Origin of the sequence: Rhodococcus sp. Leaf247, from assembly GCF_001426185.1 — a bacterium.
Classification (GTDB): Bacteria; Actinomycetota; Actinomycetes; order Mycobacteriales; family Mycobacteriaceae; genus Rhodococcoides.
The window spans coordinates 276,411-301,535 of record NZ_LMRP01000004.1 but is presented as its reverse complement, the minus strand read 5'-3'; the positions used below and the strand labels follow the sequence as shown (position 1 = coordinate 301,535).

At 67.0% G+C, this 25,125-nt stretch carries 20 protein-coding genes and 2 tRNA genes; 14 read left to right on the top strand and 8 right to left on the bottom strand.

The window, feature by feature from the left end; all coding sequences use genetic code 11:
• Positions 1 to 43: 43 nt before the first annotated feature.
• Positions 44 to 1,534 carry a CoA-acylating methylmalonate-semialdehyde dehydrogenase gene (locus tag ASG64_RS19425; protein WP_056075687.1) on the top strand — a complete coding sequence of 497 codons (1,491 nt, stop codon included), beginning with the start codon at positions 44 to 46 and terminating at the stop codon, positions 1,532 to 1,534.
• 106 nt (positions 1,535 to 1,640) lie between these two features.
• The gene (locus ASG64_RS19420; protein WP_056075684.1) at positions 1,641 to 2,798 is read left to right on the top strand and encodes an iron-containing alcohol dehydrogenase; all 1,158 of its coding nucleotides are present in this window, start codon (positions 1,641 to 1,643) and stop codon (positions 2,796 to 2,798) included.
• 103 nt (positions 2,799 to 2,901) lie between these two features.
• Here the strand turns inward: ASG64_RS19420 and ASG64_RS19415 are convergent, their stop codons facing one another.
• The 5 genes from ASG64_RS19415 to ASG64_RS19395 all read right to left on the bottom strand — a co-directional run bounded on the left by ASG64_RS19415 (position 2,902) and on the right by ASG64_RS19395 (position 4,909).
• Positions 2,902 to 3,429, bottom strand: a complete 528-nt coding sequence (locus ASG64_RS19415) for a hypothetical protein (RefSeq protein WP_082518516.1) — start codon at positions 3,427 to 3,429, stop codon at positions 2,902 to 2,904.
• Between the two features lie 183 nt (positions 3,430 to 3,612).
• Positions 3,613 to 3,909 (bottom strand): DUF1272 domain-containing protein, encoded by a 297-nt coding sequence (locus ASG64_RS22335; protein ID WP_442971173.1) that lies wholly within the window; start codon positions 3,907 to 3,909, stop codon positions 3,613 to 3,615.
• Positions 3,910 to 3,919: 10 nt separating this feature from the next.
• Positions 3,920 to 3,991 (bottom strand) — tRNA-Val (locus tag ASG64_RS19405).
• Between the two features lie 31 nt (positions 3,992 to 4,022).
• Positions 4,023 to 4,487, bottom strand: coding sequence for a peroxiredoxin (locus tag ASG64_RS19400; protein WP_056075678.1), 465 nt, complete (start codon positions 4,485 to 4,487; stop codon positions 4,023 to 4,025).
• A complete protein-coding gene (locus ASG64_RS19395) occupies positions 4,487 to 4,909 on the bottom strand; it encodes a DUF3052 domain-containing protein (RefSeq protein ID WP_042572906.1) in 423 nt (140 codons plus the stop codon). Before ASG64_RS19395 ends, ASG64_RS19400 begins: the two co-directional genes overlap by 1 nt.
• 292 nt (positions 4,910 to 5,201) lie before the next feature.
• Here ASG64_RS19395 and aceE point away from each other — a divergent pair, with 292 nt between their 5' ends.
• The 6 genes from aceE (at position 5,202) to ASG64_RS19365 (ending at position 13,823) form a co-directional block, all read left to right on the top strand.
• Complete coding sequence (gene aceE, locus ASG64_RS19390; RefSeq protein ID WP_082518590.1) at positions 5,202 to 8,066, top strand: pyruvate dehydrogenase (acetyl-transferring), homodimeric type; 2,865 nt, start codon at positions 5,202 to 5,204, stop codon at positions 8,064 to 8,066.
• 35 nt (positions 8,067 to 8,101) lie between these two features.
• Positions 8,102 to 9,466 (top strand): PucR family transcriptional regulator, encoded by a 1,365-nt coding sequence (locus tag ASG64_RS19385; RefSeq protein WP_082042821.1) that lies wholly within the window; start codon positions 8,102 to 8,104, stop codon positions 9,464 to 9,466.
• 128 nt (positions 9,467 to 9,594) lie between these two features.
• Complete coding sequence (locus tag ASG64_RS19380) at positions 9,595 to 10,512, top strand: ACP S-malonyltransferase (protein ID WP_042572856.1); 918 nt, start codon at positions 9,595 to 9,597, stop codon at positions 10,510 to 10,512.
• 201 nt (positions 10,513 to 10,713) lie between these two features.
• A complete protein-coding gene (acpM, locus tag ASG64_RS19375) occupies positions 10,714 to 11,025 on the top strand; it encodes a meromycolate extension acyl carrier protein AcpM (protein ID WP_042572855.1) in 312 nt (103 codons plus the stop codon).
• An 8-nt stretch (positions 11,026 to 11,033) separates the two neighbouring features.
• Positions 11,034 to 12,284, top strand: coding sequence for a KasA/KasB family beta-ketoacyl-ACP synthase (locus tag ASG64_RS19370; RefSeq protein ID WP_042572903.1), 1,251 nt, complete (start codon positions 11,034 to 11,036; stop codon positions 12,282 to 12,284).
• 105 nt (positions 12,285 to 12,389) lie between these two features.
• Positions 12,390 to 13,823: an acyl-CoA carboxylase subunit beta gene (locus ASG64_RS19365; protein ID WP_042572854.1), complete on the top strand. Its 1,434-nt coding sequence runs from the start codon at positions 12,390 to 12,392 to the stop codon at positions 13,821 to 13,823.
• 16 nt (positions 13,824 to 13,839) lie between these two features.
• On the opposite strand, the gene ASG64_RS19360 is transcribed toward ASG64_RS19365, so the two are convergent.
• Positions 13,840 to 14,343 carry a DUF3145 domain-containing protein gene (locus ASG64_RS19360; protein ID WP_042572853.1) on the bottom strand — a complete coding sequence of 168 codons (504 nt, stop codon included), beginning with the start codon at positions 14,341 to 14,343 and terminating at the stop codon, positions 13,840 to 13,842.
• 175 nt (positions 14,344 to 14,518) lie between these two features.
• Complete coding sequence (locus ASG64_RS19355) at positions 14,519 to 15,280, bottom strand: serine hydrolase domain-containing protein (protein WP_056076297.1); 762 nt, start codon at positions 15,278 to 15,280, stop codon at positions 14,519 to 14,521.
• Positions 15,281 to 15,426: 146 nt separating this feature from the next.
• Here ASG64_RS19355 and ASG64_RS19350 point away from each other — a divergent pair, with 146 nt between their 5' ends.
• Positions 15,427 to 17,688 (top strand): molybdopterin-dependent oxidoreductase, encoded by a 2,262-nt coding sequence (locus tag ASG64_RS19350; protein WP_082518515.1) that lies wholly within the window; start codon positions 15,427 to 15,429, stop codon positions 17,686 to 17,688.
• Here ASG64_RS19350 and ASG64_RS19345 read toward each other — a convergent pair.
• Positions 17,601 to 19,451 (bottom strand): putative bifunctional diguanylate cyclase/phosphodiesterase, encoded by a 1,851-nt coding sequence (locus ASG64_RS19345; protein ID WP_082518514.1) that lies wholly within the window; start codon positions 19,449 to 19,451, stop codon positions 17,601 to 17,603. The genes ASG64_RS19350 and ASG64_RS19345 overlap by 88 nt on opposite strands.
• Positions 19,452 to 19,694: 243 nt before the next feature.
• On the opposite strand from ASG64_RS19345, the gene ASG64_RS19340 reads away from it, so the two are divergent.
• From ASG64_RS19340 to ASG64_RS19320, 5 genes are all read left to right on the top strand, one after another.
• On the top strand, positions 19,695 to 20,126 hold the full coding sequence (locus tag ASG64_RS19340; RefSeq protein ID WP_162245400.1) for a PAS domain-containing protein: 432 nt from the start codon (positions 19,695 to 19,697) through the stop codon (positions 20,124 to 20,126).
• 32 nt (positions 20,127 to 20,158) lie between these two features.
• Complete coding sequence (locus ASG64_RS19335) at positions 20,159 to 20,911, top strand: hypothetical protein (protein ID WP_042572850.1); 753 nt, start codon at positions 20,159 to 20,161, stop codon at positions 20,909 to 20,911.
• Entirely contained in the window at positions 20,908 to 23,040 is a 2,133-nt protein-coding gene (locus ASG64_RS19330) for an Rv1355c family protein (protein ID WP_056075667.1), read from the top strand. Before ASG64_RS19335 ends, ASG64_RS19330 begins: the two co-directional genes overlap by 4 nt.
• 103 nt (positions 23,041 to 23,143) lie before the next feature.
• A complete protein-coding gene (locus ASG64_RS19325; protein WP_235579621.1) occupies positions 23,144 to 24,946 on the top strand; it encodes a putative bifunctional diguanylate cyclase/phosphodiesterase in 1,803 nt (600 codons plus the stop codon).
• Between the two features lie 71 nt (positions 24,947 to 25,017).
• A tRNA-Ile gene (locus ASG64_RS19320) sits at positions 25,018 to 25,091 on the top strand.
• The last annotated feature ends 34 nt before the right edge of the window (positions 25,092 to 25,125 follow it).

Here is a 25,125-nt window from a genome sequence, read left to right as displayed (position 1 = left end):
AGAGACTCATGTCACACGCCAGCACCGACCGAAGGACTTTCACGTGAACACGATCACGCACTGGGTGGACGGCAAGCCGTTCGCCGGCACCTCGGACAAGACCTCCCCCGTCACCAACCCGGCCACCGGTCAGGTCACCGGCGAGCTCGCCCTCGCCACCGTCGAGGATGCCCGCGTCGTCATCGACTCGGCCACCGCCGCCTTCCCCGCCTGGCGCGACACCTCGCTGTCCAAGCGCACCGCGATCCTCTTCAACTTCCGCGAGCTGCTCAACGCGAAGAAGGGCGAACTCGCCGAGATCATCACCGCCGAGCACGGCAAGGTCCTCTCCGACGCGCTCGGTGAGATCAGCCGCGGCCAGGAAGTCGTCGAATTCGCCTGCGGCATTCCGCACCTGCTCAAGGGCGGCTTCACCGAGAACGCCTCGACCGGAGTCGACGTCTTCTCCCTGCGCCAGCCGCTCGGACCCGTCGGCATCATCAGCCCCTTCAACTTCCCGGCCATGGTCCCGATGTGGTTCTTCCCCATCGCCATCGCCGCCGGCAACACCGTCGTGCTCAAGCCGTCCGAGAAGGACCCCACCGCGAGCATCTGGATCGCCGAGCTGTGGAAGGGAGCGGGCTTGCCCGACGGCGTCTTCAACGTCCTCCAGGGCGACAAGACCGCCGTCGACGAGCTGCTCGAGAACCGCAACATCAAGTCCATCAGCTTCGTCGGCTCCACCCCCATCGCGCAGTACGTCTACGCGACCGGCACCTCGCACGGCAAGCGCGTCCAGGCACTCGGCGGCGCCAAGAACCACGCCATCGTGCTTCCCGATGCCGATCTCGACCTCGCCGCCGACGCCATGGTGAACGCCGGCTTCGGCTCCGCCGGTGAGCGTTGCATGGCCATCTCCGCCCTCGTCGCGGTCGGCGACATCGCGGACGAGCTGGTCGCCAAGATCGCCGAGCGCACCACCCCGCTCAAGACCGGCGACGGCACCCGCGGCGCAGACATGGGCCCGCTGGTGACCAAGGCGCACCGCGACAAGGTCGCCTCCTACGTCGACGCCGGCGAGGAATCCGGCGCCACCATCGTCGTCGACGGCCGCACCGTGAAGGCCGACGGCGGAGACGAGGGCTTCTGGCTCGGACCGACGCTCATCGACCACGTCACCCCCGAGATGAGCATCTACACCGACGAGATCTTCGGACCCGTCCTCTCCGTGGTCCGCGTCGACACCTACGACGAGGCCCTGCAGCTCATCAACGACAACCCCTACGGCAACGGCACCGCCATCTTCACCAACGACGGTGGCGCCGCTCGACGCTTCCAGAACGAGGTCGAGGTCGGCATGATCGGCATCAACGTGCCGATCCCGGTTCCCATGGCGTACTACAGCTTCGGTGGCTGGAAGAACAGCCTCTTCGGCGACACCCACGCCCACGGCACCGAGGGCGTGCACTTCTTCACCCGCGCCAAGGCCGTCACCTCCCGCTGGCTCGACCCGAGCCACGGCGGCATCAACCTCGGGTTCCCCGAGAACGACTGACCACCTCTCCACCCGAGCCGCACCGACGTCCCGCAGTATGGGGGTCGGTGCGGCATCGGCATTTCCGCATCACGCACGACCGACCACGAGAAGGAGCACGACGACGATGTCGACATCCATTTCCTTTCCCCGCTTCCTGCGCATGGGACCCGGTGCCGTCGAGGACCTCGGGCAGGTGCTCACCGACCTCGGCGTCGAGCGCCCCCTTCTCGTGACCGACAAGTTCATGGTCAGCACGGGTGCAGCGGACCGCGTCATGGGCATCATCGCGGCCGCCGGCAAGACCGGCGCGCTGTTCGCCGAGACGGTTCCCGACCCCACCACCGACTCCCTCACCGCCGGCGTCGCCGCGGTCACAGCGCACAACGCGGACGCCGTCATCGGCTTCGGCGGCGGCAGCCCCATGGACACCGCGAAGGCACTGTCGGTGCTCAGCAAGGGTGGCGGCGTCATGCGCGACTACAAGGCGCCCGGCCCGTACACCGGACCGGCGCTGCCCATCATCGCCATCCCGACCACCGCCGGAAGTGGCTCCGAGGCAACGCAGTTCACGGTCATCACCGACAGCGAGTCGGACGAGAAGATGCTGTGCCCCGGCCTGTCGTTCCTCCCCATTGCCTCCGTCGTCGACCCCGAATTGACGATGTCGATGCCTCCCCGCCTCACCGCGGACACCGGTGTCGACGCGTTGACCCACGCGATCGAGGCGTACGTCAGCAAGAAGGCCAACCCGATTTCCGACGCCCTGGCCCTGAACGCGATGCGCACCATCGGGAAGTTCCTCGTGCGCGCGTACACCGACGGGGACGACGCCGAGGCCCGCGCCGCGATGATGGCCGCATCCACCCAGGCCGGCATGGCGTTCTCCAACGCCAGCGTCTGCCTGGTGCACGGCATGAGTCGACCCATCGGCGGGCATTTCCATGTCGCACACGGCTTGTCGAATGCGATGCTGCTCCCCGCGATCACCGCTTTTTCCATCCCCGGCGCCCCCGAGCGGTACGCCGAGTGCGGGCGGCAACTCGGTGCCGCGCACGAAGGCGACAGCGACGACGTCGCGTCGGCAGCACTGGTCAGCTACATCGAGAAGCTCTGCGCGACGGTCGAAGTGCCCTCCCCCAGCTCGCACGGCATCGACGCCGAGAAGTGGGAATCGCTGGTACCGCTGATGGCTGAACAGGCCTTGGCCTCGGGTTCGCCGAACAACAACCCGGTCGTCCCCACCGCCCAGCAGATCGAGGAGCTGTACCGGCAGGTGTTCTGACGCTGCCCGCGGCGCTGCGCCCGGTTGCTTGTTGCGCCGGGCGCTGCGCGCGGCGGTCAGCGCACTCTGCACGGTGCGCAGACCGCCGCGCGCTGCGCCGCGATCAGCAGCGGACGGTGTACGCCCAGGAGGTACCGCTCGGCCCGGTGACCCGCACCAACACCGTCGTGGCGCCACCCGGCGGAAGCGAGACGACTGCGGACCCGGTTCCCTCATTCAGGTCGTCGCCGATGTACCCCGATTCGTAGACCTTCCCGCCCTGGTAGAACACTTCGATGTTGTCCGGAACGCTCTCCGTCTCGTAGTCGAGCACGAAGGACGTCGGACCCGTTCGGCCGAGCTGGTGATTGGTATCGGTCACGCCCTCGCCGCCCGACACTGTCTGCTCGTTGCAGTTCTGCGTCGGTGTGCCGGGGCCGCTACTACCGAGGTCGCTTCCACCGAATCCGCCGATGGCCTCGCCGAGGATGCGTGCCCCCTCGCTCAGGGTTCCGATCGGATCGTCGATCAGGCTGCTGCCCGTGCTGCTACCGAATGTGGACGGTTGCGCACTGGCGACTGCCGGTGCGACGAAGGCCAACCCGGCCGCCACCACAGCAACGGTCGCTATCTGTCGGCGTCGAAAGTTCATGCTGCTCACTATGTTTCCTCCACGCGATGGAGCGGTACCTCCGCCTGCAGCCCATCGTGGCAGCGATGACCCGTGCCGCATATCGGTCGTTCGCACTACCTCACCGCGCAGCGCCCGGCCGAGCGCGCACTCTGCAACCTGCGCAGACCACCGCGCGCAGCGCCCGGCGCGGAGCCGGCCCGCTCACCGCTCAGCCGGCGGCACATCCTGAACTCGCGACACGAACTCGTCCAACTCGGCCTCGCTGTACGGGGTGTGCACTCGCACCGTCGAACCGGGACGCAAAGCCACCGACAAGCCGGGCCGCCATTCGCGGGCAGGGCGTACGGGGCGAGGGGTGAAGCCGCCACCGCAGTTGGGGCAGACGTTCGACAGTCGGTCGACGCAGGCGGTGCAGAAAGTGCAGTCGTAGGTGCAGACCCACGCATCGACGGACGACGGTGGCAGATCCACGTCGCACCGTTCGCAGTTGGGCCGCATGTCCATGGTGTGGGCGCAGAGGGGTTCGAACCCCCGACCGCTGGTGTGTAAAACCAGAGCTCTACCGCTGAGCTATACGCCCCTGTGCTCCCCGGCAGGACCGGGGAACGCGCTCAAGAATCTAGCGCGGCCAGCGCGTTCTCCCAAGCGCCCTGGTCACGGGCCTCTCCGGGCCCCATCATCTCGGCGAACCGGACGATGCCGTCGGTGTCGACGAGGAAGGTTCCGCGGTTGGCGAAGCCCAGGTCCTCGTTGAACACGCCGTATTGCCGGGCCACTTCCCCGTGCGGCCAGAAGTCGGACAGCAGCGGGAAGGTGTACCCCTGTTCGGCGGACCAGATCTTGTGTGTGGGCGGCGGACCGACCGACACCGCGATGACCGCGGTGTCGTCGTTCTCGAACTTGGGCAGTTCGTCGCGCACACGGCACAACTCGCCCTGGCACGTGCCGGTGAACGCGAGCGGGAAGAAGATCACGAGGACGTTCTTCGAGCCGCGGTAGTCCGACAACGAGACGGGCTGGTTGTTCTGATCCTTCAGTGTGAAGTCGGGGGCCGGCGCCCCCACCTCGACAGCCATCAGCGCTTCGTCGGCTGTGCCTTGGGCTGCACCAGCCGGCTGCCGATCCATGCACCGAGGTTCGTCGTCGATGTCTGGGTAAGGCCTGCGGTGGGTGCGGATTCGGCGATCTCGCTGGGTTCGACGTGGCCTGACTGGCCTGTCTTGGGAGTGAGGACCCACACGAATCCGTCGTCGGAGAGCGGGGTGATGGCATCCATCAGCGCATCCACGAGGTCTCCGTCCCCGTCGCGCCACCACAGCAGCACGACATCGACGACCTCGTCGGAATCCTCGTCGACGGTTTCCCCGCCGATCATCTCCTCGACGTCGGCCCGCAAGTCGTCGTCGGTGTCTTCGTCCCAACCCAACTCTTGCACGACCATGTCGTGGGTGACTCCGAGCTTCTGGGCGTAGTTCTGGGCGTCCGCCGCGGCGACCACGGTCGTGTCCTCCTTCAAGTAGAAAACCCGGTCGAGACCGATCGGGCGGTAGTGCCAAGTGTGCAGTAGACAAAGCGAACATGGTCGGGCGCCCCGGCGCAAGCCGACGCGGCGATCTGCTCGATTTTCTGTTGCATTGATTTCACGTGTACCCAATCGGGAACCACCTGCACCAAGCGGGGTCCGATGGGGCAGGATTGACAGCGATCACCCGAGATTGACCCAGATCACCGTGAAGCACCACAGCGGGTCGGCGTCACAGGACCGACTCGCACTGGCCCGGGGGCACACCATGCCCTCGCCACATCGAGGAGAACACACGTTGTCGGAATCGACGAAGGAAGAGCGCACCGACGCGGCAGATGCCGCGGCAGGCGCTGTCGCACGGAAGGCGAGCACGGACGGCCGCGTTCGCGTCATCCGAGAGGGGGTGGCGTCCTACCTCCCGGATATCGACAGTGACGAGACCGACGAGTGGCTGGAATCGTTCGACCAGCTCCTCGAGCGATCCGGACCGCAGCGCGCGCGCTATCTGATGCTGCGCATGCTCGAGCGTGCCGGCGAGAAGCGCGTGTCCATCCCGGCGCTCACCTCAACCGATTACGTCAACACCATCCCCACCGAGAACGAGCCCTGGTTCCCCGGCGACGAGTCGATGGAGCGTCGCTACCGCGCATGGATCCGCTGGAACGCCGCGATCATGGTGCACCGTGCGCAGCGCCCCGGCGTCGGCGTCGGCGGCCACATCTCGACGTACGCCTCGTCCGCCGCGCTGTACGAGGTGGGCTTCAACCACTTCTTCCGCGGCAAGGACCACCCCGGCGGCGGCGACCACATCTTCATCCAGGGCCACGCCTCCCCCGGCATCTACGCCCGCGCCTTCCTCGAGGGCCGCATCCCCGCCGAGCGGATGGACGGGTTCCGTCAGGAGTACAGCCACGCGGATCAGGGCGGCGGCCTCCCGTCGTACCCGCACCCGCGTCTGATGCAGGACTTCTGGGAGTTCCCGACGGTGTCGATGGGCCTCGGCCCGATGAACGCCATCTACCAGGCACGCTTCAACCACTACCTCGACGATCGCGGCATCAAGGACACCTCCGACCAGCACGTGTGGGCGTTCCTCGGCGACGGTGAGATGGACGAGCCGGAGTCGCGTGGTCTCGCGCACGTGGCCGCTACCGAAGGCCTCGACAACCTGACGTTCGTCGTCAACTGCAACCTCCAGCGGCTCGACGGCCCGGTTCGCGGCAACGGCAAGATCATCCAGGAACTGGAGTCGTTCTTCCGCGGTGCCGGCTGGAACGTCATCAAGGTCGTCTGGGGCCGCGAGTGGGACACGCTCCTGCACAAGGACCGAGACGGCGCCCTGGTGAACCTCATGAACACCACGCCCGACGGCGACTTCCAGACGTACAAGGCCAACGACGGCAGCTACGTCCGCGACAACTTCTTCGGTCGCGACCCCCGCACCAAGGAACTGGTGAAGGACCTCAGCGACAGCGAGATCTGGAACCTCAAGCGCGGTGGCCACGACTACCGCAAGGTCCATGCCGCCTACGCCGCGGCGATGGAGCACAAGGGTCAGCCGACGGTGATCCTGGCGCACACCATCAAGGGCTACACGCTGGGCAAGCACTTCGAGGGCCGCAATGCGACCCACCAGATGAAGAAGCTGACCCTCGACGACCTGAAGGCGTTCCGCGACATCCAGCACATCCCGATCTCCGACGAGGAGCTCGAGAAGGATCCGTACCTGCCCCCGTACTACCACCCGGGCGAGGACTCCCCCGAGATCCAGTACATGCTCGACCGTCGTAAAGCGTTGGGCGGCTTCGTCCCCGAGCGCCGGACCGCGGCCAAGCCGCTTCCCATGCCGCCCGACTCGACCTACAAGTCGATCATGAAGGGTTCCGGCAAGCAGGAAGTCGCCACGACCATGGCGCTCGTCCGCGTCATGAAGGAGCTGCTCCGCGACAAGGAGATCGGGCACCGCGTCGTGCCGATCATTCCCGACGAGGCACGCACCTTCGGTATGGACTCGTGGTTCCCGTCGCTGAAGATCTACAACCGCAACGGGCAGCTCTACACATCGGTCGACTCCGAGCTGATGCTGGCCTACAAGGAGAATGTCACCGGTCAGATCCTGCACGAGGGCATCAACGAGGCCGGCTCCACGTCGTCCTTCACCGCGGTCGGTACGTCGTACTCGACGCACGGTGAGCCGATGATCCCGCTGTACATCTTCTACTCGATGTTCGGGTTCCAGCGGACCGGTGACGGTCTGTGGGCCGCTGCCGACCAGATGGCCCGCGGCTTCGTGCTCGGCGCCACCGCCGGCCGCACCACCCTCACCGGCGAGGGCCTGCAGCACGCCGACGGGCACTCGTTGCTGCTCGCCGCCACCAACCCGGCTGCGGTCGCCTACGACCCGGCGTTCTCCTTCGAGATCGCCCACATCATCAAGGACGGACTCCGCCGTATGTATGGCGGAACCGAGGGTGTGGACGGGTTCGGCGGAGAGAACATCTTCTACTACATCACCCTCTACAACGAGCCCTACCGTCAGCCGGCGGAGCCGGAGAATCTCGATGTCGAAGGTCTGCTGAAGGGCATCTACCTGTTCCAGGAGGGCACGGCCGACGGCCCCAAGGCGCAGATCCTGGTCTCCGGCGTCGGCATGCCGTCCGGACTTCGCGCTCAGGAGCTCCTCGCGAAGGACTACGGCGTGTCCGCCGACGTCTGGTCGGTGACCAGCTGGGGCGAACTGCGCCGTGACGGTGTCGCCGCCGAGACGGAGGCACTGCGCAACCCGGGCGACGAGCCGCGGGTTCCGTACGTGACCACCAAGCTCCAGAACGCCGAGGGCCCGTTCGTGGCTGCGTCCGACTGGATGCGGGCCGTGCCGGATCAGATCCGGCAGTGGGTCCCCGGCAGCTACACCACGCTGGGCACGGACGGGTTCGGCTTCTCCGACACCCGCACGGCCGCCCGTCGCCACTTCAACGTCGACGCCGAGTCCATCGTCGTCGCCGTGCTGTCCGCGCTCGGCCGGTCCGGCGAGGTCGACAAGGACAAGGCGGTCGAGGCAGCCGAGCGCTACCAGATCGACGATGTTCTCGCGGCGCCGATCTCGACGGCCGACCCGGGCGTTGCCTGACGGTTCCACCAGCGGCGGCGCGTAGGTTCTTGTCCATGAACGACATCGCTCCCGATTCCCCCGACGGTTCTCCGGAGGGGGAATCGGAGCGGGTTCGGGAGCGGCGCGAGCTCCGACGTGCCGCTGCGGAGGCGCACCGCCCCGGAAGCGCGATCCGGGCGCGCCAACAACGAGTCCCGCTTCCCGACGCGTTGCTGCGTCGGGTCAAGCAGTTCTCGAGCAGGCTCTCCACCGAGGCACTCACGCAGATGCAGGATCAGCTGCCGTTCGTGAGCGACCTCGACGCGTCGCAACGCGCGAGCGTGCAGATGCTGGTGCAGACCGCGGTGGTCAACTTCCTCGAGTGGTTACAGAACCCCGACAGCGACATCCGTTTCAGTCTCGACGCGTTCCAGGTGATCCCGCAGGATCTGGCTCGCCGGCTCACGTTGCGTCAGACCGTCGACATGGTCCGGGTGGCCATGGAGTTCTTCGAGCAGTGGCTCCCCGCCCTCGCTCGCAACGACCAGCAGCTCGTCGCGTTGACGGAGGCCGTGCTGCGCTACGGCCGCGAGTTGGGATTCGCCGCGGCATCCGTCTACGCCAGTGCTGCCGAATCGCGCGGCGCCTGGGATACCCGGCTCGAGGCGTTGGTCGTCGACGCGGTGGTGCGCGGCGACACCGGCTCGGACATGTTGTCGCGGGCCGCCACCCTGAACTGGGACGCGACAGCTCCCGCGACGGTCCTGGTCGGCTCACCACCTCCCGACCAGGGTGTCTCGGTGGTCGGCACCGTCCACACCGTGGCGCAGCGACACAATCGGGCAGCGCTGGCAGTCGTTCAGGGAACCCGGTTGGTCATGGTCGTCAGCGGCCACCTGTCGGGCGATCTGTCGAGTACGGCGTTCCTCGACGACCTGATGCGTAACTTCTCCGATGCCCCGGTCGTGATCGGACCGACGACCCGAACTCTCGGCGCGGCGCACACCAGTGCCCTCGAAGCGTTCGCCGGGATGCACGCGGTCGTCGGATGGCGCGGAGCGCCGCGGCCGGTGCACGCGGGCGAACTGCTGCCCGAACGAGCGCTGCTCGGGGATTCTGCCGCGGTGACATCGCTCAACGACCACATCGTGCAGCCGCTGTCGGCAGCAGGTTCGGCACTGTCGGACACTCTCGATGCCTATCTGGACTGCGGCGGCGCCGTCGAGACGTGTGCTAGGTCACTGTTTGTTCATCCAAATACTGTGCGATATCGGCTCAAGAGGATTGCCGAGGTGACCGGTCGGGACCCCACCAATGCGCGGGACGCGTACGTCCTCCGTATCGCGGCAACAGTGGGTCGCCTGTCGCAATCCCATAACGAAAGTCCATCACCGATAACAACAGTCACAGCCGGAACATTTGGGAACCTCATACAGTAACGGTTCTTGCGCCCGGAGCGATCAGAGGCATCCTGCAGGGCGTTTGTAGGGTTCTGACAAATACGGTGCCGAAGGTTCATCGCGTAGGACATCTACTCAGGAGGCCTTCACAGTGTTTTCTTAGTTCCGTGATCGCAGTACTTTCGCCCGGACAGGGCTCTCAGACACCCGGCATGCTCGTACCGTGGCTCGCCCTTCCCGGCGCCGCGGATCGTCTCGCCCTCTGGTCCCAGGCGTCGGGCCTGGACCTGACGCGGCTCGGAACCACCGCCACGGCGGAGGAGATCACCGACACCGCTGTGACCCAGCCGCTCGTCGTGGCTGCCGCTCTCCTCGCCTTCGAGGAGATCGAGCGCACGCACGGTCTCCCCGAGAACCTCGTCGTCGCGGGTCACTCCGTGGGCGAGCTCGCCGCTGCCGCGGTGGCAGGAGTCATCACGGCCGACCAGGCAGTCGCACTCGCCGCGATCCGCGGCGCCGCGATGGCCAAGGCGTGCGCACTCGCCCCGACCGGCATGTCCGCCGTTCTCGGTGGCGACGAGGACGCTGTTCTCGAACGTCTCACCGAACTCGGCCTCGAAGCGGCCAACCGCAATGCGGCGGGCCAGATCGTCGCCGCCGGCCTGCTGACCGACCTCGCGGAGCTCGCCGCGAACCCGCCCGAGAAGGCACGGGTTCGCGCCCTGCCCGTCGCCGGCGCGTTCCACACGCGCTTCATGGCGTCGGCACAGGACGCCGTCGTCGAGGCCGCTGCGTCGATCACCCCGAAGGATCCGAAGCGGCGCCTGCTGTCCAACTCGGACGGCCGGGAAGTCACGTCGGGAGCCGACGCACTCGAGAAGATGGTCGCTCAGGTCACCCGCCCCGTGCGCTGGGATCTGTGCACCGCCACCATGCGTACGTCCGAGGTGACCTCGATCGTCGAGCTGCCGCCTGCCGGCACGTTGGTCGGGATTGCCAAGCGCGAGATGCGCGGCACACCGACCACGGCCCTCAAGACTCCGGAGGACGTCTCCGGCCTCACCGCCCCGGTATCGGTCGGTTAGGTTACTGCGCGCAACCTCGGGCCCCTCTACGGCGGGGCTCGCGGCTGCGCACTGTCCACCGCCTCACGGGCGGTGGACTGGGCCGGTTCGTAACCGGCCCGAGCTCGCCGGACATGCGTTCGTCGAGTCAGCATTCGAATACGACACCGGCGCCTCCATCGGCGCCGGGTGCACCGTTTCTTACACGAAGGGAGCCACTCCGTGGCCACGCAGGAAGAACTCATCGCCGGACTCGCCGAGATCATCGAAGAGGTCACCGGCATCGAGCCGTCCGAGGTGACCCTCGAGAAGTCGTTCGTCGACGACCTGGACATCGACTCCCTCTCCATGGTCGAGATCGCCGTTCAGACCGAGGACAAGTACGGCGTCAAGATCCCCGACGAGGATCTCGCCAGCCTCCGCACCGTCGGTGACGCAGTGAACTACATCCAGAAGCTCGAGTCGGAGAACCCTGAAGCCGCCGAGGCCATCAAGGCGAAGCTCGACAACCAGAGCGACTCCGCAGGCGAGTGAGCACGACCGTGACCACGCCGAGCACAGCCAATGGGGGCTTCCGCAACGTCGTCGTGACCAGCATGGCGGTCACGACCTCCATCGCCGGTGACGTCGATGCAACGTGGAAGGGACTGCTGAACGGAGAGAGCGGTATCGACGTACTCGAGGATGACTTCATCACCGAGTTCGATCTTCCGGTTCGTATCGGCGGCCATCTGGCCGTCAACCCGTCGACTCTTCTGTCGCGAGTCGAGCAGCGTCGTATGAGTTACGTCGAGCAGATGGCGTACGTCCTGGGCAAGGAGGTGTGGAAGAACGCCGGTAGCCCCGAGGTCGACTCGGAGCGTCTCGGCGTGTCCATCGGCACCGGCCTGGGCGGCGGAGATGCACTGCTCGAAGCCGACAAGAAGATGCGTGAAGGCGGATACCGCAAGGTTTCTCCCCTCTCCGTACAGATGATCATGCCGAACGGACCGTCGGCTGTGGTCGGGCTCGACCTGGGTGCTCGCGCCGGTGTCATCACACCGGTGTCGGCATGCTCGTCGGGATCGGAAGCGATCGCTCACGCATGGCGGATGATCGTCATGGGCGACGCGGACATCATGGTCACGGGTGGAGTCGAGGGACATATCGACGCGGTTCCGATCGCGGCGTTCTCGATGATGCGCGCCATGAGCACACGCAACGACGATCCGACGGCGGCCTCGCGGCCGTTCGACAAGGACCGCGACGGCTTCGTCTTCGGCGAGTCGGGTGCACTCATGGTCATCGAGTCGGAAGAACATGCACTGGCACGCGGAGCGACGATCCACGCTCGTCTCCTCGGCGCCGGAATCACCTCGGACGGGTACCACCTCGTGGCTCCCGACCCGTCGGGCTCCGGTGCAGCTCGCGCGATGCGTCGCGCGATCGAGACGGCCGGACTCACCGCTCAGGACATCACTCACGTGAATGCCCACGCGACCGCGACGCCGATCGGGGACACGGCCGAGGCCACCGCGATCAACGCTGCGGTGGGCAACCATGCCTCGGTGTACGCACCGAAGTCGGCCCTCGGGCACTCGATCGGCGCTGTCGGCGCCCTCGAGTCGATCCTGACAGTGCTCAGCATCCGGGACGGGATCGTTCCGCCCACGCTGAACCTGGACAACCAGGATCCGGAGATCGACCTCGATGTCGTCAAGGGCGAAGCCCGTCGCGGCGAGATCGAGTACGCACTGAACAACTCGTTCGGTTTCGGTGGGCACAACGTTGCGCTCGCCTTCGGTCGTCACTGACCGGGCACCACACCGCGTCACAGCGGAGATCCGGCGGCCTCGTCGCCGGATCTCCGTTCGCACCACCACTCCCCTGCCGGGAGCGGCAGCAGAAGGGGAAATTCGATGACCGTCCTCGCTCCGAACACCCGCTCCACGTCCTCGCGCGATCCGCGCGACCCACTCGGCAGGCTCGAGAAGCTTTTCGACTCCGGTACCACCACCCCGCTGCACGACCGTGACAAGTCCGGTGTGCTGGCCGCGTCCGGTGAGATCGACGGAGTCCGCACCATCGCCTACTGCTCCGATGCCACCGTCATGGGCGGCGCCATGGGAGTCGACGGCTGCAAGCACATCGTCTCGGCGATCGACGCCGCACTCGAGATCGAGGCGCCCATCGTGGGCATCTGGCACTCGGGCGGCGCGCGTCTCGCGGAAGGTGTGGAGGCACTGCACGCCGTGGGTCTCGTCTTCGAAGCGATGGTCCGCGCATCCGGCACCGTTCCGCAGATCTCCGTGGTCCTCGGCTTCGCTGCCGGCGGCGCCGCCTACGGCCCCGCACTGACCGACGTCGTCATCATGGCGCCCGAAGGCCGCGTGTTCGTCACGGGTCCCGACGTGGTGCGCAGTGTCACCGGCGAACAGGTCGACATGGAGTCGCTCGGTGGCCCGGCCACCCACTACCGCAAGTCCGGTGTCTGCCACATCGTCGCCGACGACGAGCTGGACGCACTGGCCCGCGGACGTCGGCTGGTGTCGATGTTCAGCGAGCAGGGAGAGTTCGACCTCGCCGCCGCGCAGCACGGCGACACCGACCTGAAGGCGCTCCTTCCTGCGTCGAACCGTCGGGCCTACGACGTCCATCCCGTCATCCACGAGCTGCTGGACAACGTCGAGGGCGAATCGTCGTTCGAGGAGTTCCAGGGCGGGTGGGCTCGCAGCATCGTCACCGGCATGGGTCGGCTCGGCGGTCGTACGGTCGGTGTGATCGCCAACAACCCGATCCGCCTCGGTGGCTGCCTCAACTCGGAGTCCGCGGAGAAGGCAGCACGGTTCGTCCGGCTCTGCGACGCGTTCGGCATTCCGCTCGTCGTCGTCGTCGACGTACCCGGCTACCTTCCGGGCGTCAGCATGGAGTGGGAGGGCGTCGTCCGACGCGGCGCGAAGTTGCTGCACGCGTTCGCCGAGGCCACCGTGCCCCGCGTGACCCTGGTGACGCGGAAGATCTACGGCGGCGCCTACATCGCGATGAATTCACGGGCGCTCGGCGCCACCGCGGTGTTCGCCTGGCCCGAGTCCGAGGTCGCCGTCATGGGCGCCAAGGCGGCCGTGGGCATCCTCCACAAGAAGGCTCTCGCCGCCGCGCCGGATCACGAGCGTGAGGCGCTGCACGACCGCTTGACCGCCGAGCACGAGGCCATTGCCGGTGGTGTCGAACGCGCAGTCGGCATCGGTGTCGTCGACGCGATCATCGACCCGTCCGCCACGCGCAGCACTCTGACCCGCGCGCTGGCAGACGCTCCCGCGCGTCGTGGACGCCACAAGAACATCCCGCTCTGAGTGGCGGAGGGCCCATCTAGCTCGCGAGCCAGGTGACCTCTCCGCCGACTCCACCGAGTCGGAACTGTTCGAGTTCGTCGTCCCAGGCGGTCCCGAGTACGTGATCGAGCTGCGCGTACACGTCGCCGCGGCTCTGCTCCAGGATCGACTTCAGGCGCTGCTCGCCCACCATCACGTCACCGTTGGCGCTGGTCGCGCCGTGCCACAGTCCGAGACCGGGGACGTGCGCGAAGCGCTCGCCGTCGACCCCTTCACTGGGGTCCTCGGTCACCTCGAAGCGCAGCATCTGCCACGAGCGCAGCACGCTGGCCAACCGGGCACCGGTGCCCACGGGACCGGTCCAGTTGGTGGTTGCCCGCAGTTGACCGTCGAATGCGGGCTGCGCGGTCCACTTCAGATTCGCTCGGCAGTCGAGCGCATCGGACAGCGCCCATTCGACGTGCGGGCACAGCGCGGCCGGCGACGAGTGAATGTAGACGACACCCGTTGTCGCGTCCGCGAATTGATTCAGTGCGTTCACCGTTGCCTCCAGCTTCGACGAGGGACGTCTTCCCCAACGGCCTGACGAATCGACTGGTGTACGGCTGCTTACCAGTGTGCCTCGAGTTACCCCTGTTACACCAGTCGATCGGTGTGTCGAATGTGCTTCGGCGGCGTGTCGTGCGACATTTCCGGCACGACCGGGGCCGCGGAGGTCACAGGGAGTCGACCACCACGTCCCCCAGCGCTGTCCACACCGGCTTCGCCCACGCTCCGAACGGTTTGTCGGCCAGCACGATGCACGACGCCCGCACCTCCGGATCGACCCACAGGAACGTCCCCGCCTGACCGAAATGGCCGAACGTGCGCGCCGAGTTGCGGCTCCCGGTCCAGTGCGGCGATTTGTGATCGCGGATCTCGAAGCCCAGCCCCCAGTCGTTGGGTCGCTGCGGTCCGTAGCCCGGCAGGATTCCGGCGAGGCCGTCGAAGTGAACGGTCGTGGCGTCGGCGAGCGTCTCGGGTGCGATCAGTGTCGGGGACAGCAGTTCGGCCGCGAACGCCTCGAGGTCGCGCAGACTCGACCGGGCGCCGTGGCCCGCGGATCCGTGCAACTCGGTCGAGGACATGCCGAGAGGTTCCAGCACCGCTGCCTCCAGGTAGTCCGGGAACTCGATGCCGGTGCGCTCCCCCACGTACTCGGCGAGGATCTCGAAGCCCGCGCTGGAGTAGATGCGCTTGGTTCCGGGCGCCGTCGATGGGGTGCGGTCGTCGAAACCCACCCCGGATGCGTGAGCGAGGAGATGCTCGACCGTCGCTCCGTCCGGGCCGGCAGGATCGGTCAGCTCGATCGCACCCTCCTCCACCGCCACCAGAGCCGCGAACGCGACGAGCAGTTTGGTCACCGATGCGAGTTCCTGCACGCGGTCCCGATCTCCGTGACGGGCGACGACGCGTCGTTCGGTGCCCGAATCCACCATCACGGCCGCCGACACCACCGCCACCGGCCACTCGTCGAGCGCGGACAGAGACTCGGAGACGTTCTCGGTAACCACGTGTCCGACTGTAATTCACACTCGTCACAGATTCGGTTCGGTTCCGGCCGTGCGCGACTAGCGTGGGGAGAATGACCAGCGCGAGCGATACGGACACTGCAGGAACCACGCGCATCACCCACGGCACCTGCACTCTGTGCGAAGCCATGTGCGGCCTCGAATTCACGGTGACCGACGAGGGCGTCCAGTCGATCCGCGGAGACAAGAAGGACCCGTTGTCGCGCGGTCACATCTGCCCGAAGGCGACAGCACTGGTGGACATCCACCAGGATCCCGACCGGGTTCGACGGCCACTGCAGCGTACGAAGTCCGGGTGGCGGGAGTTGGAGTGGAAGGACGCGATCGACATCGTGGCACGTCGACTCGCCGCCATCCGCGAGGAACACGGTGCCGACGCCGTCGGGGTCTACGCCGGTAATCCCAACGTGCACAGTCTCGGTGCGATGACACACGGCATCCCGTTCCTGTCGATGCTGCGTACTCGCAACCGGTACTCCGCGACGTCGCTCGACCAACTCCCCCACCAGCTGACCAACATGCTGTTCTACGGTCACCAGCTCCGACAGCCGATCGCCGACATCGACAACACGCAGTTCTTCCTCGTCCTGGGCGCCAATCCGATGGCGTCCAACGGGTCGATGATGACGGTGCCCGACTTCGGCAAACGGGTGAAGGAGCTGCGCGCCCGCGGTGGCCGGATGGTGGTGGTCGATCCTCGTCGCACCGAGACCGCGGACGTGGCCGACACGCATCTGTTCGTTCGGCCGGGCACCGACGCCTATCTGTTGCTCGCCCTGGTCAACGTGATCGTCACCGACGGGTCCGCGACGCCTGCCGCATATGTCGACGGACTGGACGCCGTCTCCGAGGCCGTTGCTGCGTTCACGCCCGAGGCGGTGGCGCCCCGCACCGGCATCGACGCGGATGTCATCCGCTCTCTTGCACGGGATCTCGCGTCCGCCGACTCGGCAGCGGTGTACGGACGCATGGGAGTGTCCACGCAGCAGCACGGCACCGTTTGTCAGTGGGCGGTGCACGTCCTGAACATCGTCACGGGCAACCTCGATCGTGTCGGCGGCGTTCTGTTCACCGATCCCGCGGTCGACCTCATCGCGAACAAGATCACCGGCCGCGGACACTTCGACAAGTGGCGCAGTCGGGTCCGCGACCTTCCCGAGTTCAGCGGAGAACTACCGGCGTCCACGTTGGTGGACGAGATGACGGTCGACGGTCCCGGCCGCGTGCGCGCGATGGTGGTCGCCTCGGGTAACCCGGTGCTGTCCATGCCCGGTGGCCCCCGACTCGACGCCGCGTTCCGCGAACTGGATTTCATGGTGTCGTTCGACATCTACATCAACGAGACCTCGCGCCACGCGGACATCATCCTGCCGTCCACCACAGCCCTCGAACGCGAGCACTACGACCTGATCTTCTCGTCGTTCGCGGTGCGGAACATCGCGAAGTTCAATCCTGCTGTGCTGCCGAAACCTGCCGGGGCGATGCATGACTGGGAGATCTTCCGGGACCTGACACTGCGGTACTCGGCGGTGCGCCGCCGCAGTCTGCGCGACCGTACGGCGGGACGCCTCGGTCGAGCGTCCGTCGTCCGCGAGGTCCGGACGCGGTTGTCCCCCGGGCGCACCATCGAACTGCTTCTCCTGGCGGCGCGTGGCCGCGTCACGATGCGCTCCCTCCGGAAGCACCCGCACGGTCAGGATCTGGGGCCGTTGCGTCCCGGACTCCCCGGCAAGCTGCTCACGCGTACCAAGCGGATCTCGCTGATGCACGACGTGGTCACCACGGACATCGACCGTCTCCGTGCGACGGTGACCGCAGCACCGCGAGCAGACGGTGACCTGGTGTTGATCGGGCGTCGTCACGTCCGCAGCAACAACTCGTGGATGCACAATTCGCCGAGATTGGTGAAGGGTCGCCCGCGCCACGGACTGCTCGCTCATCCCGACGACCTCGCGCGACTCGGAATCGCCGACGGCGACACCGTCGACGTCTCGTCGGCCGCCGGTACCGTGCGCATCGACGTGACGGCCAGCGAGACGATGATGGTGGGCGTGGTCAGCATCCCGCACGGATTCGGCCACGACCGCGACGGTGTGCGACTCGACGTCGCCCGGACCGTTCTCGGGCCGAGCGTCAACGACATCACCGACCCCGCGCGCGTCGAGAACGTCGCCGGCAACGCGATTCTCAACGGAGTGCCCGTCACACTGCGGCCGGCGGGGTCCGCTCAGTCCGCCAACAGGTCGATCAGCGGGGACCCGTCGACGAGCAGCGCGGTGAACGCGTCGTCGTCCACAGGTGGACAGATGGCGTGACCCTGGGCGCGGTGGCATCCCGACGCGACCAACATCCGGGCCGCACGGGTGGTCTCGACTCCGTTCGCGACGACGTCGAGGCGTAGCGAGGTGGCGAGGCCGATCATGGCCGAGACGAGCGCGCGGTCGTCGCCCTCGATACCCAGGCCGTCCGTGAAATGTCGGTCGATCTTCAGGACGTCCAGCGGCAGGCGCTTGAGGTGCAGGAGCGAGGAGTATCCGACGCCGAAATGGTCGATGGCTGTGAGAACGCCGATCTCGCGCAACGCCATCAGCGCCGCTCCGGAACCGGCGACGGAGTCGACGACGGCTACTTCCGACAGTTCCAGGCAGACCAATCTCGCCGGGATGCCGTAGTGGTCGAGTACTCGCTGGACTCCCCGCGCGAACCCGGTGACAGCCAGATGCACCGGTGAAATGTTGATGCGCAGAACGAGATCGGTGCGGCCGGTCTTCTCGCGCCATCCGACGTAGGCCCGGCACGCCGCGTCGATCACCCAGCGTCCGAGGTCCGCGGCAAGGTTCGACGCGTCGGCAATGGGGACGAAGACGTCCGGGCCCAACAGCCCGCGGGTGGGGTGCGGCCACCGCACCAGCGCCTCGACGGCGACGACCGTGCCCGTGCGCAGATCGACTTCGGGTTGGAAGTGCAGGATCAGCTTGTCGTGAGCGATGGCCCATCCCAGAGTCAGCTCGATGTCGTTGCGCAGATCGTTGCTCGCCGCGATCGCATCCGAGTAGAGGACCACCGCGTTTCCACCGGCCGACTTGACCTGCAGCGCTGCTTGATCCGCCTGGCGGAGCAGTTCGGAGGGATCTCCCGTTCCGACGGATACCCCGATGCTGGCCGTCCGGGTGACCCTGTCGTCGCCGATCACCATCGGCTCCGCGACCAACGCCCGGACCGCCTCCGCGCGCGCCGCGACGACGTCGGCGGACGGAGTTCCGCCGAGGACGACGACGAACTCGTCCCCACCGAGCCTGGCGACGACGTCGTTGTCGGGCAGGCGCGCGCGAAGCCTCTGTGCCACGGTGCGCAGGAACTGATCACCCATCCTGTGCCCGAGGAAGTCGTTCAGGGCGGCCAGTCGGTCGATGTCGACGAACAGGATCCCGACCGTGGAACCGGCATCGACGAGTTCGGCGAGATGCTCACCGAGGCCGTGCCGGTTCAGGAGTCCCGTCAACTCGTCGTACATGGCGGTGTTGCGCAGCTCGTTCTCGGCCGCGACCCGACGTTGCACCTGCGCGAGCATCGCTCCCACGGCCGTCACGGCCGCGAGCTCGTCGGGAGTCCACTCCCTGTCCTCGAAGCAGACGAAGCCGAGGACGCCGAGGGTTTTCCCGGCGCCGAGGAGAGGAACGGTGACGACGGTGGTGGCCGGGACGCCGGATCCTTCCTCGATCCGTTCGCGGTAGTCCTCGGGCTGGTCGCTCGGCCGGTAGATCTGCACCTGCGTCTGCGTCCGAGTCACGGCGAAGACCGGGTCCGCGTCGGCGAACCTCACGACGCCCAGCGGGTCGGGATCCGGCACGAACGAGCGCGGGGGCCATTCGGCGACCATGACCGTCGCATCCGCCGCGGCGTCGTTGTGTCGCAGGAAGCACGTGTCCATGTCGAAGACGTTCACCAGGTCGCGCAGCAGCAGCCGGTACGCGTCGGCGACGGTCGCCGCATCGGCACCGAGAAGGCGCGTCGCCAGATCGGACACAAGTGTGTTCAACGGCCGACGCACGCCTGCGGAGCCGTGATGTGCCTCCATGACATCTCCTGAAATTCTTCGGACCCCGACGTGCCCCCGCACAACCCTTGTCACCCCACACACCGTCTCCGCCCCCGCGGACACCGCAGCTCGAGCACTGCCGGTGCATCACATGCATACCATCTGACTCGCAAACACTATGACCTGCAACTCATGAGATACCACAGGAAAACCGGCTCCGGCCCTGTTTCACCGCAACACTAGTCTGGCAGGATTGTAAGTTGTTGTGCCAGAATGCATGCCATGCGGGACCCAGTTGCCGGCCAGTCATCCGAACCAGCTCGACGCGCGCACAGCACTGCTCCCGCTCCCGACCTGTCCACGTTGTACTACCGCGTGGTCCGGTCGTCTCTCGCCACGACCATTCACGACGAGACAGGCGCTCTGGCGCTGTTCAACGCCGCGTGCAGCGGGCTCCTCGGTTACGACGCCGCCGAGCTGGCCTCCCTGCCGTCGGCAGGCATCCTCCACCCCCACGATGCGCCCGAGTTGGCCGCGGCCACCGGCCGGGCGACGCATTCGCCGGACGGCATGTCGCGAGCGCGAGTGCGACTGATGCGCAAGGACCACTCGGCCGTCGAGGTCGATCTTCTGCTGACGCGCGTGCTCGTCGGGCGGCGCCGTTACCTGATGGTCGAGTCCACTCCGGTCGTCCCCGTCGCGTCGGTCGCCTGAGCGTCATCCACACCGTACGGAACGGAGGCGACATGTCGGCGATGCCGACCGTGTCGACGGTCGGAACCAGGCCGTCCGATCGGGGTTACTACACAGACTCGGCGTTCGGGTGCACGATCGTCGCCACCGACCCGTCGGACCGGCCCGATCTGTGGGAGCGATTCCTCGACGGCGCCCACCGCAGCTACGTCCACCACGACGTGTTCTCCGCGTTGGACTACGACGTCATCCGTGACGGGTCGACCACCAGCTTGTTCTTCTGCGCCATCGATCCGGCGGGACGCATGTTGGCCGGCGCCCGCCTGCAGGGGCCCTACAGCGATGCGCGACAGACTCATGCGGACAGCGAATGGCGCTCCCATCCCGACGGCCGAACACGTCTGCGGCGCATGGTGAACGACCGCCTGAGCGAGGGAGTCGTGGAGCTCAAGACCGGGTGGGTCGACGGAGCCGCCCCTCGGACCAGCAAGCTCGCCGACATGATCGGGTACGCAGGACCGCTGGGCTGCCTGCTCCTCGACGCCCGGTACGCCCTGGTGACCGCCGCCGACCATGTCCTCTCGATGTGGCAGGACGCCGGTGCCGTCGTTGCCCTCGATGTCGAACCCGCGTCGTACCCGGACGACAGATATCGGACGCGGGCGCTCTGGTGGGACACCCGGTCCTTCCGAGATGTCGCTGCGCCCGACCATGTTCGGCGCATGGACAATGCCTCGCGACAACTCGTTCGCACCAGAGCCGTGTCCGAGCGGCCACACCTCGCCCCATCAGGAGCAATCTCATGACCGGATCACTGCTCGGGCACCACGGCGCCGTCGTTCTCGACCCGACAGACGACGACGACCGCCGGCGCATCGACTCGCTGAGGACGGACGGCGACACGGTGGTTCTCGATACCGTGGAGGCGCAGCGGCGCGGGCTGGCGGAGCTGGTCCCCCTGCCCGACAGCGACATCACGGACGAAACCGCGCGGTGGATCCACTATCCCTGGCGGCGGACCCTCGTCCACGTCGTCGGGCCGAAGGGTTTCCGGCGGCTGCGACTCGATCGCAACCGCAACAAGATCACCGCGGCCGAGCAGGATCGACTCGGCGACATCCGAATCGGAGTCGTCGGACTCAGCGTCGGCCACGCTGTCGCCCACACGTTGGCACTGGAAGGTCTCTGCGGCGAGCTCCGCATCGCGGACTTCGACGACCTCGAGCTGTCCAACCTGAACCGGATCCCCTCCTCGATCCTCGAACTCGGCGAGAGCAAGACACATGTCGTCGCGCGGCGTATCGCCGAACTCGACCCGTATCTGGCCGTCCGCGTGTACGACGACGGCATCACACCCGACACCGTCGACGACTTCCTCGACGGACTCGACATCGTCGTCGAGGAATGCGACTCGCTGGACATCAAAGTCCTTCTGCGCGAGGCGGCTCGACGACACCGGATACCCGTCATCATGGAGACCAGCGATCGCGGCCTGCTCGACGTCGAACGGTTCGACCTCGAGCCGGATCGTCCGCTGTTCCACGGCGCACTGGGCACGCTCGAGTCGACGGACCTGGCCGGCCTGAGTACCCGCGACAAGGTCCCGCATGTCATGTCGATTCTCGGTGCGTCGGACGTGTCGGCACGCTTCGCCGCGTCGATGGTGGAAGTGGAGAGAACCATCTCGACGTGGCCGCAACTCGGGAGCGACGTGGCTCTCGGCGGCGCGACGGTCGCGTCGGTGGTACGTCGCATCGCCCTCGATCGCCCTGTGGCATCGGGGCGCACGCGTATCGACGTCGATGCGTTTCTCGACGACCTGACGTCACCGCCCCTCGTCGCGGATCCGCTCGTCGATCCGGCCGACGTGGCACCGTCGCAGCGCCCCGTCGATACGGTCGAGGTGATCGCGGAAGCAGCTCGGCGCGCACCGTCGGGTGGCAACGTCCAGCCGTGGACGATGTCGACGACGACCGATCGGCTGACCGTCGCTCTCGACCCGAGCCGCACCACCGGGCTCGACGTCTCTTGGCGCGGCAGCCAGGTCGCCCTGGGCGCAGCGCTGTTCAATGCTCGAGTCGCCGCCGCGCACCTCGGGAGAGCAGCTGCGGTCGACCTCCGAGCTCAGGACGATGCGACGATCTCCGCAGATGTCGAGGTGGGTCCGGCCCTTACGGACACGTCGGGATCACCTGCCGACGTCGAACTCGCCGGACTGTACGAGGCGATGATGGCGCGGTCGACCAACCGGCACGCGGGACGCCCGTCCCCCGTGCCGCAGAGCTCGATCGACGCTCTCACGGCGGCGGCCCGGCAGGAAGGCGCCCGCGCGATTGTCGTCACCGATCGCCGAGCGCTAGCCGACCTGGGAGCCGTGCTGGCCGAGTCCGACAGACTGCGCTATCTCACCGAAGCCCTGCACACCGAGATGATGTCCGAGCTGAGATGGCCCGGTGACGATGATCCCGACACCGGTATCGACGTCGGAACACTCGCGCTGGACGCCACCGACCTCGTGAAACTCGACGTCGCTCGCCGCTCCGACGTGATGGGCCTGCTTGCCGACTGGGACGGCGGTACCGCATTGGGAGACGACACCCGTGATCGGATGGCCACGACGTCGGCGGTCGCCGTCGTGATGGCGTCCGGTCCGAGCGCACAGGAGCACGTCACCGCCGGCAGCGCCGTCGAACGCGTGTGGATCGAGGCCGAGATGCTGGGCCTCGCAGTGCATCCGGTCTCGCCGGTGTTCCTCTTCGCCCGTTCCACCGAGGACTTCTCGGGCTTGTCGGGAAGATACGCGAAAGACCTTGCAGCACTTCGATCGCAGTTCGTCGACATCATCGGAGCCGAGGTGAACGAACCGATCGCCCTGGTATTGCGTCTGTCGCACTGCACAACTCCGGCGATTCGAAGTCGACGTCGAACCCGATGACGGCTGTCCCCCAGGTACAGTCGGCATCACGAGCGCACCTCCGCGCTCGACACTCTCGCGAGGAGAATCGACGTTGGAGCGCCGCTCGAGCCTCGACGTACTCGTGACTCAGGTTGCGACACATCTGATCGGCGTCGATTCGATGACCGTGGGCGGCGGCTACCGGGACGTCCTGGAGGACCTTGTCGGGTACTTCGACGCCGATGCCGCGTATCTCCGTCACCACGATACGGATCTCCGCGCCACCGTCATGGTCGCCGAGTGGCCGGAGCGCCTCGATGTTCCCCAGCCAGATCCTCTGGGCACCGTCTTCTTCGCGGATGCCGACCCGGTCTTCGCGGCGGCGGAGTTCCTGGTCGAGCCGCTGTTGTTCCGTCCCGACCCGGCGATGGAGCAGTACCGCCGGCTGGTCGAGAGCGCATCCGGCTATCAGACCATCTCGATGGCGACGGTTCCGCTGTTGTCGCGGGACCAGACGACCGGCGTCCTCGGCCTCGTGGCGTCGGGCGACCGCGAATGGTCGGACGACGAGGTCGACACTCTCAAATCGGTCGCCACGCTGTTCGCCCAGGTCCAGGCGCGCATTCATGCTGAAGAACATCTTCGATGGGCGGCCACGCACGACGCGCTCACCGGATTGTTGAACCGACGGGGCGTCTCCGATCACCTCGGCTCCCGCCTCGAGGCGGGCGGTGAACCGTTCGCGGTCCTCTACTTCGACCTGGACCGACTCAAGGCGCTCAACGACTTCCTCGGCCACTCGGCGGGCGACTCGTTCCTGCGCACCATCGGGTCACGGCTGCAGGACAATTCGGACTCCGAGACGTTGTTGGCCAGATGGGGTGGCGACGAATTCGTGGTTGTACTCCCTGCGCCGATCACCGAGGACGACGCCTACGCCGAGGCGTGCCGCATCCTCACCGTCGTCACGGCGCGCGTCGACATGGCCGGCGAGTACATCTCGCGCACAGCGAGTATCGGCGTCGCACTGGCCGTTCCGGGCACCAGCACGGTCGACTCCGTGATCGCCGACGCCGATCAGGCAGCGCTGGCCGCGAAGACGGCCGGCGGTAACACGGTGTCGCTCTTCACCGACGAGATCCGTGCCCGCAACGAACTGCAGAACGACATCGAACTCCACCTGCGCGCAGCCATCGAGGGCGAGTCGTTGCTCCTGCACTTCCAACCCGAGATCGACCTGACGAACGACCGGATCACCGCCGTCGAAGCTCTGGTGCGCTGGCAACATCCCACCAGGGGCATGTTGCCGCCGGTGGAGTTCGTGGCCATCGCCGAAGCAGTCAACCTCGCGACCGATCTGGGTCGGTGGGTACTGAACGAGGCGTGCCGGACGTACGCCTCCTGGCACCGCACGCTCGGCGCGCTGGACATCACCCTCCGCGTCAACGTCTCGCCGGCGCAGTTGGTGTCGATCGACTTCGTCCGAACTGTGCAGGACGTGCTCGCGGCCCACTCGATCGATCCCCACCGACTCTGTATCGAGATCACCGAGGTCGCCGTGGTGCACGACGTCCTGTTGGCGGCCCGCGCGTTGAAAGATGTCCGCGCACTGGGTGTCCGCGTCGCGATCGACGACTTCGGGACGGGATACAGCTCCCTGTCCCACTTGAAGACACTCCCGGTGGACGCGGTGAAGATCGACCGCGAGTTCGTGACCCACCTGGCCACCAGCCAGGACGATCGAGCCATCGTCGAGGCCGTCACGACGCTGGCGCGTGCCTACGATCTCGATCTCATCGCAGAGGGTCTGGAAGACATCGATGCCCGTGCCGTGCTGGTCGAGCTCGGGTGCACCAGAGCCCAGGGCTACCTATATGCGCGGCCGCAGCCGTCCGACGTCGTCCTGGGAATGCTGCGCGCCGGGACTCTGTCACCCTCGTCGTGACGGCTCCCGGGCCACCCGCCGGGACAGCTGAGCGGCCCAGGTAACGTGTGCCGCGCGCAACAGCGCTGCCGGGGGCGGTAGCTCAGTCGGTTAGAGCCGTGGACTCATAATCCATTGGTCGTGGGTTCGAGCCCCACCCGCCCCACTTCTGACGCCACGCATGCGACGTGGGCGCGCCC

What these genes read in the sequence shown, in the direction of transcription:
- aceE (WP_082518590.1), top strand. Translation starts at nt 5,202, where the DNA reads ATGCCCTCGCCACATCGAGGAGAACACACGTTGTCGGAATCGACGAAG.
- ASG64_RS19350 (WP_082518515.1), top strand. Translation starts at nt 15,427, where the DNA reads ATGACCAGCGCGAGCGATACGGACACTGCAGGAACCACGCGCATCACC.
- ASG64_RS19415 (WP_082518516.1), bottom strand. Translation starts at nt 3,429, where the DNA reads ATGAACTTTCGACGCCGACAGATAGCGACCGTTGCTGTGGTGGCGGCC.
- ASG64_RS19335 (WP_042572850.1), top strand. Translation starts at nt 20,159, where the DNA reads ATGTCGGCGATGCCGACCGTGTCGACGGTCGGAACCAGGCCGTCCGAT.
- ASG64_RS19365 (WP_042572854.1), top strand. Translation starts at nt 12,390, where the DNA reads ATGACCGTCCTCGCTCCGAACACCCGCTCCACGTCCTCGCGCGATCCG.
- ASG64_RS19330 (WP_056075667.1), top strand. Translation starts at nt 20,908, where the DNA reads ATGACCGGATCACTGCTCGGGCACCACGGCGCCGTCGTTCTCGACCCG.
- ASG64_RS19420 (WP_056075684.1), top strand. Translation starts at nt 1,641, where the DNA reads ATGTCGACATCCATTTCCTTTCCCCGCTTCCTGCGCATGGGACCCGGT.
- ASG64_RS19355 (WP_056076297.1), bottom strand. Translation starts at nt 15,280, where the DNA reads ATGGTGGATTCGGGCACCGAACGACGCGTCGTCGCCCGTCACGGAGAT.
- ASG64_RS22335 (WP_442971173.1), bottom strand. Translation starts at nt 3,909, where the DNA reads ATGCGGCCCAACTGCGAACGGTGCGACGTGGATCTGCCACCGTCGTCC.
- ASG64_RS19385 (WP_082042821.1), top strand. Translation starts at nt 8,102, where the DNA reads ATGAACGACATCGCTCCCGATTCCCCCGACGGTTCTCCGGAGGGGGAA.
- ASG64_RS19345 (WP_082518514.1), bottom strand. Translation starts at nt 19,451, where the DNA reads ATGGAGGCACATCACGGCTCCGCAGGCGTGCGTCGGCCGTTGAACACA.
- ASG64_RS19340 (WP_162245400.1), top strand. Translation starts at nt 19,695, where the DNA reads ATGCGGGACCCAGTTGCCGGCCAGTCATCCGAACCAGCTCGACGCGCG.
- ASG64_RS19400 (WP_056075678.1), bottom strand. Translation starts at nt 4,487, where the DNA reads ATGGCTGTCGAGGTGGGGGCGCCGGCCCCCGACTTCACACTGAAGGAT.